Consider the following 7,908-nt stretch of genomic DNA (forward strand, 5'->3'; position numbering starts at 1 on the left):
GCGCCGCCACGATCGCCTCGGCCTGCGGCGAACCGGCGGCCAGTACGGCGTACCGGTCACACACCCGGCGCGCCTCGGCCAGCTTCCCGTCGGCCACGTCGGCCGACACCTGCGCGAAGCCGAGCCAGAACCGTGGCGGCCCGCACTCGCAACCGTCGGCGGCCAGTTCACCGACCTGTGCGACGGTATCGACCTGGTCGGTCCGGCCCGCCAGGGCCAGCGCGCCCGAGGTGGCCAGCGCTGCCCAGACGGTGGCCGTCGGCAGCGCCTCCCCGCGAAGTGTCTCGGCGCCAAGGACGATGGCGTCGGCCAGCTCTCCGGCGAAGAACGCGAAAACCACGTCCATCGCCGCCACCAGGCTCAGTGGCTCCGGGTCGTGCACCCGCTCGCGCAGCATGGTCAGCACCGCATCTGCCGCCTCGGCGCGGCCACATCCGAAGAACAGATTCGCGGCCCGCAGACACCCCCAACGGGCCAGCGTCATCTCCTCGTCCTGCGGCGGCACCGACCGGGCCAGCAGTTCCTCCGCCTCCTCACCGCGCCCCTGCCAGCAGATCGCGTCGGCCAGTACCAGTGCCGCGGAAACGCCGGCGCCATGGTCCAGCGCGTAGCGCGCCAGTTCTTCACCGAGCACCAGATTGGACATAGTGACGGCACTGGCCGCCGCGTCGGCGATGACGCCCGGATTCGCCGGCGCGCTGCCTCCCATCATGAACCGCGCCAGCTGGATCCGTCCCCGCACATCGGGCAGGGAACCGTTGTTCGCTGCCGGCAGATGCGCCTGCAGCAGCGACGCGAGGACCGTATTGATCTGCCGGAAGCGGGTTTTGGAGCAGCGGCTGCGTGCCACCTCGCCGACGATCGGATGGCCGGGCTGGACCAGGGTGCAGGCCGCGCCGTTGATCACCTGGATCGCCCCTCGCCGTTCCGCCCGGGCGATGGCCTCGACGTCGCAGGCTCCGGCGAGCACATCCCAGTCGAGCACCTCGGCGGTGGAAACCACCTCGACCACGTCGCGTTCGTCGGCGGCCAGAATGTCGAGGCGCGAGGCGATGAGGGCATTCAGATCGGCGCTGGCCCGCAGCCGGCCGCACAGGCGCCAGCTGCCGTGGTCACACACCAGCACCTCGTCGCCGAGCGCCGCGTTGATCACGCCGCGGAGATAGAGCGGGCTGCCCGACGAGAACCGGTGCAGCTCACCGACGGCGCGCTCATCGACGTCACCGCGCAGGACCGCCCGCACCAACTCACGGGTCTGCTCACGCGTGAAGGGTTCGACGTCCAGCCGCAGCAGCAGTTGTTCTTTCCACAACGCGGTCACCGCGTCGGAGGTGGATGCCCCACTCTGGATGGTGACCACCAGTTTCGTCGGGCCGCCGACTGCCAGCTGCTGGACCAGCAGCGCCGACAGCGGGTCGAGATGCTGCGCGTCGTCGACCACGATGAGTAGGTCGGGATGGGCGGCGAGCCTCTCGTAGGCAACCGCGAGCATCACAGTCGGGTCGTGCGCATCGGTCAGGGTGAGTGCGTGGTGAAAGGCCCCGAGCGGCACCGCCTGTCCGGTTTCGGTGCCCAGCACGAACCGCACCGGGCGACCGTCGGCCTCCCATGCCCCGGCGAGCACCCGCGCCAACGTCGATTTGCCCACCCCGGCCCCGCCTGCCAGCACCACACCCCGGGAGCCACCCCGCAGCGCCTGTGCGGCCTCGCTGCGCTCGGCCTCGCGTGCGACAAACGGCCAGTCGGACAACGACCACCCCCAGATACTCAGCGCGGTACCCGGCTGACGGTACGCCGGTGCCAATATCGGTATCGGAGAATCCCGGCACCGCAGGGGCGAATCCTTGCCTCAGAAAACACTTTTCGAGGATGGGCCGGCAGGCTCCAGCGCCCAGTCACCATGGCGCAACACACCCTCGACCGTCAGGTCCGAGCCCAGGGCCACCAGATCCGCCGCGGCGCCGGGGGTCAGGCCACCGGCGGGCAGACCAAGCGCCCGAGCCGGGTTGACCGAGGCCTGCCGAACCGCGAGCATCAGGGCCTCATCACGGTCCAAACCGCAATGGGCGACGGCGAACCGGACGACGCGGTCCATGGTCGCGGTACTGCCCGCGACGGTGTCGGTACCCCCGACGAGCGCGACTCCCCCGGCCACGTCGACCTGGACCGGCCCCAGGTGGTAACGGCCGTCGGGCATGCCGGTCGCGGCCATCGCATCGGTGATCAGTGAAACCCGGTCCGCGCCTGCGGCACGCGTGACGTGCCGGTAGATGGCGGCGTCGATGTGGACCCCGTCGGTGATGAGTTCGACGGTGACAGTGGGATCCTCGATCAGCGCGACCACCGGCCCCGGCTCCCGCCGATCCACCGGGCGCATGGCGTTGAACAGATGCGTGCCGACCGTCGCACCAGCCGCGAGGGCCACCCGGGTCTGCTCGTAGGTCGCCTCGGTGTGCCCCACGGCCACCACTACCCCGGCATCGGTGAACTGCCGGATGGCCGCAAGCGCGCCCGGCCGTTCGGGGGCGATCGTCACCATCCGGATGGTGCCCTCGGCGGCGGCGAGCAGCCGGTCGATCTCGGCCGGATCCGGATCCCGCATCAGCGCGGGCTGATGGGCCCCGCACCGCACGGTCGACAGCCAAGGGCCTTCGAGGTGGATACCGTCGATCACCCCGGCCCTGACGTCCTCGGCCAGCACGGAGACCTGGTTTCGCAGCTCGTCGGGGCCGGTCGTCACCAGCGAGGCGATCAGCGTGGTGCTGCCGTGTCTGCGATGCAGGTCGGCGGCGGCGACGGTTTCGGCATGCGACGCCGCGGAGAAGTTCGCCCCGGCACCGCCGTGCAGGTGGGTGTCGACGAAACCGGGCACCACGGTCACCAGGTGCCGGTCGGCGGGCCGGGGCGGCGCGCCCGCACCGAGCGCTGTCACCCGGTCGCCCGAGACGTCAATCCAGCCCGGCCGCAACAGTTCTGCGCCCGTCAGCACGGTATCGGCGGTCAGCAGCACTTCAGATGCCCTGCCAATCCGGTTTCGAGCGATAGGTCTCGCGGTAGTAGTCGATGAGCTGGAGCCGCTGCGCGGCGGCGTCGTCGAGCAGCACGGTGACGTGCGGATGATGCTGCAGGATGGTCGCCGGCCACATGGCACTCACGGCGCCTTCCACCAGATGGTGCACCGCCTCGGCCTTGCTGCGGCCGAGTGCCACCAGGATCACGTGCCGCGCGGCCATGATGGTGGCCAACCCCTGGGTGAGACAGTGCGTGGGCACCGCGTCGAGATCGCCGCCGAAGAACCTGGCGTTGTCGAGGCGGGTCTGGCGGGTGAGCGTCTTGATGCGGGTCCGCGACGCCAGCGAGGACCCCGGCTCATTGAACGCGATGTGTCCGTCGGTGCCGATGCCGACGATCTGCAGGTCGACACCACCGGCGTCACGGATCGCCGCCTCGTACGCCGCGCACGCCGCCGGAATGTCGGCGGCCAGGCCGTCGGGCCCGTGAACGGCGCCGGGCCCGAAGTCGACGCGGGAGACGAAGACCGCGTCGATCACATTGCGGTAGCGCTCGGGATGGTCAGCGGGTAGGCCAACGTATTCGTCGAGGGTGAATCCCCCGGCCTGCCGGAACGAGATCTGGCCAGCGGTATACCGCGCGGCGAGCTCGTCGTAGACCGCCAGCGGCGAGGAACCGGTCGCCAGGCCGAGGACCGCGTCCGGTTTGCGGGCCAGCAGCGCGCCGACCGCGTCTGCGGCCACCGTGCCGATCTCGGCGGCATCGGCCAGAATGACGACTTCCATTACTCGTTCTACTTGTTCGCCGTGAAAAGGTCTGCGCCTGAACCGATGTCGGATCCGGACCGCACCGCCTCGGATACCGTCACGTTGCCCGGCTCACGCTCGTCCATCACCACGACGGGAACGATCGGATTGAGCCCCTTGGCCTCGACGGCGGCAGCGTCGTAGGTGATCACCGCCTGGCCCGCGGTGAGCTCGTCGCCTTGGTTGACGTGGGTGACGAAACCTTCACCGTTCAGCGTGACGGTGTCCAGGCCGAGGTGGACCAGGACGCCGACGTTGTCGGCGGTCATGATGACGTACGCATGCGGCATCAGTTTCAACAGCTTGCCGGTGACCGGAGCGATCGCATCGACCACGCCGCGCGGCGGGTCCACGGCGGCGCCGTAACCCACCATGCCCGCGGAGAACACCGGGTCCGGCACGTCCTGAAGGGCCACTGCCCGCCCCGCGACCGGGGCCAGGACTCGCGTCATGCTCACTGGGTGGCTCCTTCGCTGTGCACTGGTGCCCCAAACAATACGAGCGCGGCCGGCGATGGGCACGAGTTCGCCTCTTCTGACCAGGTTCTCGTCTAAGCTTCCGCTCAGCTTCGCGGCGGGTCGCGCTGGGTGGCCAGGAGGGCGATAGGGCGATAGGGCGATGAGCAATACGACGAAACCCCAAGGTGCACAGGCTAAATCCAGGATGAACATCCCCGGCTTCGCGCAACTGCAACGGCTCGGCAAGAGCCTGATGCTGCCGATCGCCGTGCTGCCCGCCGCGGGCATCCTGCTGCGTCTGGGCCAACCCGATCTGCTGGGCCGGATCGAGTCCCCCGTGATCGGCCCGTTCTTCAAGGCCATGAGCGCCGCCGGCGACGCCCTGTTCAGCAACCTTCCCCTGCTGTTCGCGGTCGGCGTGGCGATCGGATTCGCCCGCAAGGCCGACGGCTCGACGGCGCTGGCCGCCGTGGTCGGCTATCTGGTGATGGAAGCGGTCTTCAAGACCATGTCCCCGATCGTGCTTGCCGGTGAGGTGGACAAGGCCGGCGACCAGGCCCAGATCAACTACAGCGTGTTCGCCGGGATCGTGGTGGGCCTGGTGACCGCATGGCTGTTCGACCGCTATCACACCATCGAATTGCCTTCATACCTCGGGTTTTTCGGTGGCCGAAGATTCGTCCCGATCGTGGTCTCGCTGGCCTGCCTGTTCCTCGCGTTCCTGATGAGCTACTTCTACCCCATCTTCGACGCGGGCCTGACCGCGTTGGGCAGGTTCATCGGGGGCGCGGGCGCGCTCGGGGCCTTCGTCTACGGCTTCGCCAACCGCATGCTGATTCCGTTGGGGCTGCACCACATCCCGAATTCCTATGTCTGGTTCATCTACGGCGACTACCAGACGCCGGACGGCACCGTGGCCACCGGCGAGCTCACCCGCTTCGCGGCCGGCGACCCCACCGCCGGCATTCTCACCTCGGGGTTCTACCCCATCTTGATGTTCGGACTGCCGGCCGCGGCGCTGGCGATGATCCTGGCCGCGAACCGGAAACAGCGCAAGGTCGCAGTCGGCATCCTGTCGGCGGCAGCCCTGACGGCGTTCCTGACCGGTGTCACCGAACCGCTGGAGTTCGCTTTCATGTTCGTGGCGTTCCCGCTCTACGTCATCCACGCACTGTTGACCGGGCTGTCCCTTGCCGTCGCCTACCTGCTCGACATCCACCTGGGCTTCTCGTTCTCGGCCGGTCTGATCGACCTGCTGCTCTACGGGGGCGCGCCCGCCGCGCACAACATCTGGCTGATCATCGTGATGGGCGCGGTATTCGCCATCGTCTACTTCGTGTTGTTCTACGTCGCGATCACGCGGTGGAACATGCGGACGCCGGGCCGAGAGCCCGAGGAGCAGTTCGACGCCGAGGAGAAGGCGAACGTCGGTGAAGGAGCCGATTCCACGACGGCCGTCGCGGCCGGTGGTGCCGTCACCGGCACCCTCACCGCACCCGCGCGCCCCGACACGCAGGCCGAGCAGATCATCGCGGCATTCGGCGGCCGGGAGAACCTGGTCAACGTCGATGCCTGCATCACCCGGCTTCGCATGGAGGTGGCCGACAAGACCAAGGTCGACCAGGATCGGTTGAAGGCGCTGGGCGCCGCGGGCGTCATCGAGGTGGGCAACAGCGTGCAGGCGGTCTTCGGCACCAACTCCGAGGCGATCAAGAACGCCATCGTCGACGGTCTGTAGCCCGACGACTCACACCGAGAGCAACCGCTGGAAGAAGTCGCGATACCGCTGGAGTGCCACCCGGAGATCCTCGGTCGACGCGTCCTCGCCGCGGGCCCATTGCGCCTCCAGCCGCGAACGTGTGTCGGCGAAACTCGCGGTGAGCTCCTCGACCACCTCGGCCACCAGATTGTCGGCGTTCTGCACCGCCGCCTTCGGGTCGTCGACGAATGCGGCCTGCACGTCATTCCAGCGCGAGTGCAGCCCGGACCGGTGCTCGTCGGCGAACAACAACGTGTTGTCCTCGATCTGCACCGGTTCGCGGTCGGCGTCTTGCGCGAGTGACTCGGCCGCGCGGGGCACCGGCTCCGGCCGGACGGTCGACGTCTGTTCGTCGTGGGTGGTCATGCCCGGGCCTCCTTCGTCGAATCCGTACCGGTCTCGTGCGCGCCGGCCTCGGGCCTGCCTGCGGTGCGCCGGGCCTCGGCGTCGCCTCGTTCGGTCGCGACGTCATGCTCGGCATCGCGGGCGTCGGGCCGTGTTCCGGGCGCCGGGCCGACCAGCTGCTCGAACAGCGCGCGATAGTGCACGAGCGCCTCACGTTGCGCCTCGGTGCCGATCTCGCCCTGCTCCTGAGCCAGGTGCAGGATGTGTGCGGCACGGTAGTGTTCGACGACCTTGGGATGATCGACCGAGATGTCCGCCGCGCGCTGCTCGAAATCGTCTATCGGATAACCGCGTTCGCGCATCACCTCGGTCACCAGGCGGTCCGCTTCGCCAACCGATCTCGATGGATTGTCGACGAATCCGGACTGGGTCACGCCCCACGCCTCGACGTACCGCGCCCGGGACTCCGGGGGCAATTCGTTGATCTTGAGCTTGTTGTGTTTGCGTTCGCGCGCGATCAGTTCGCGCTCCGCCGCACGTTGGCCCCCTGCCGTTTCCACGGCGTGCTCGTACTCCGGGCCGAACTGTTCCCTGAGCCGTTCACTGCGCTTCTGACGCATCATCGATACGGCCACGACCACCGCGAGCAACACGATGATCACGACGACTACGGCGATGACGATCCAACTCCATGTAGGCATTTCCTGACCTCCTGCGGCCAGGGATACCCGCCCATGGTCTACAGAAACGTCAATACCAGGAGGCGCAGCTCAGAGCTGAGCGAAGCAGGCGTCGTCGGATTCGTCGTTCGGAATGGCCGCGTCCTGGCTGGAGAACTTGCCCACCACACCGGTGTCGGTCACCTCGACGCTGTCGGCGTGGATCCCCAGCGGGTAGGCGTCGTTCAGCTGCGTCGTGAGGCCGTCGAGCGCCGTCTGCACGGTGTCCTTCTCGAACGGACCACTGACGTCGGTGACCTCCAGGTCCAGGTTGCCGTCGTTCACCACCGGCTTGGCGGTCACCTTGGTGTCCCCCACCGCCTGCATGGTGATGGTGCCGGCGGACGGGTCGGTGCTGACGTCGGTGACGAGCGCACCGACCCCGGGCAGGTTCTCCGCCACAGTGTCCTTGATCCCGGCTGCCGTCCAGGACAACGTGGCGGTCAACGATCCGATGGTGCCCTTGGAGTCCGCGGTGCCCTCCAACCGGATGTCGGACAGCGCGACGTCGGCAGTCATCCCTTTGGCGGCCTGCACCTGCATGCCCCCGGTTTTCACCGAGATGTTGGTGTAGTGGCCGGTGATGTGCTGCCACAGGAACGGCGGGCTGACCCCGAACGACACCGAGGCCTCGTCCTCCACGATGCATTCGGCGATCGCCACCAGCACGGAGCCGGCCTTGTGCCGTGCGTACAGTTCGGCACCGGTCAAGCCGATCACCACCGCGGCGACCACGATGACGGCGATCAGCGCGACCGCCAGCGGGCTGCGCCAGCGCGACGACGGCTTGGCCGGCTCGGGCCGCGGCC

The 7,908-nt window shown here is 68.5% G+C and carries 8 protein-coding genes; 1 reads left to right on the forward strand and 7 read right to left on the reverse strand.

Features of this window, described 5'->3' with window-relative positions; all coding sequences use genetic code 11:
• From BN4332_RS28945 to BN4332_RS28960, 4 genes are all read right to left on the reverse strand, one after another.
• Positions 1-1,804, reverse strand: a 1,804-nt coding sequence (locus tag BN4332_RS28945) for an NACHT domain-containing protein (protein ID WP_235654323.1), incomplete at its 3' end; no start/stop codon positions are given.
• Between the two features lie 45 nt (positions 1,805-1,849).
• Entirely contained in the window at positions 1,850-3,010 is a 1,161-nt protein-coding gene (gene nagA / locus BN4332_RS28950) for an N-acetylglucosamine-6-phosphate deacetylase (RefSeq protein WP_066903178.1), read from the reverse strand.
• Position 3,011: 1 nt separating this feature from the next.
• Positions 3,012-3,797, reverse strand: coding sequence for a glucosamine-6-phosphate deaminase (gene nagB / locus BN4332_RS28955; RefSeq protein WP_066903180.1), 786 nt, complete (start codon positions 3,795-3,797; stop codon positions 3,012-3,014).
• An 8-nt stretch (positions 3,798-3,805) separates the two neighbouring features.
• Positions 3,806-4,276 (reverse strand): PTS sugar transporter subunit IIA, encoded by a 471-nt coding sequence (locus BN4332_RS28960; RefSeq protein WP_066903182.1) that lies wholly within the window; start codon positions 4,274-4,276, stop codon positions 3,806-3,808.
• A 160-nt stretch (positions 4,277-4,436) separates the two neighbouring features.
• Between BN4332_RS28960 and BN4332_RS28965 the strand changes: the two genes are divergently transcribed.
• Positions 4,437-6,014, forward strand: a complete 1,578-nt coding sequence (locus BN4332_RS28965) for a PTS transporter subunit EIIC (RefSeq protein ID WP_066903184.1) — start codon at positions 4,437-4,439, stop codon at positions 6,012-6,014.
• 9 nt (positions 6,015-6,023) lie between these two features.
• On the opposite strand, the gene BN4332_RS28970 is transcribed toward BN4332_RS28965, so the two are convergent.
• The 3 genes from BN4332_RS28970 to BN4332_RS28980 all read right to left on the reverse strand — a co-directional run.
• Complete coding sequence (locus BN4332_RS28970) at positions 6,024-6,401, reverse strand: hypothetical protein (RefSeq protein WP_066903186.1); 378 nt, start codon at positions 6,399-6,401, stop codon at positions 6,024-6,026.
• Positions 6,398-7,081, reverse strand: a complete 684-nt coding sequence (locus BN4332_RS28975; RefSeq protein WP_066903188.1) for a hypothetical protein — start codon at positions 7,079-7,081, stop codon at positions 6,398-6,400. The genes BN4332_RS28970 and BN4332_RS28975 overlap by 4 nt, the downstream gene beginning before the upstream one ends.
• 69 nt (positions 7,082-7,150) lie before the next feature.
• Positions 7,151-7,908 (reverse strand): LmeA family phospholipid-binding protein (locus BN4332_RS28980; protein WP_066903190.1); only part of this gene is annotated, 758 nt, incomplete at its 5' end.

Origin of the sequence: Mycolicibacterium houstonense (assembly GCF_900078665.2) — a bacterium.
Taxonomy (GTDB): Bacteria; Actinomycetota; Actinomycetes; order Mycobacteriales; family Mycobacteriaceae; genus Mycobacterium; species Mycobacterium houstonense.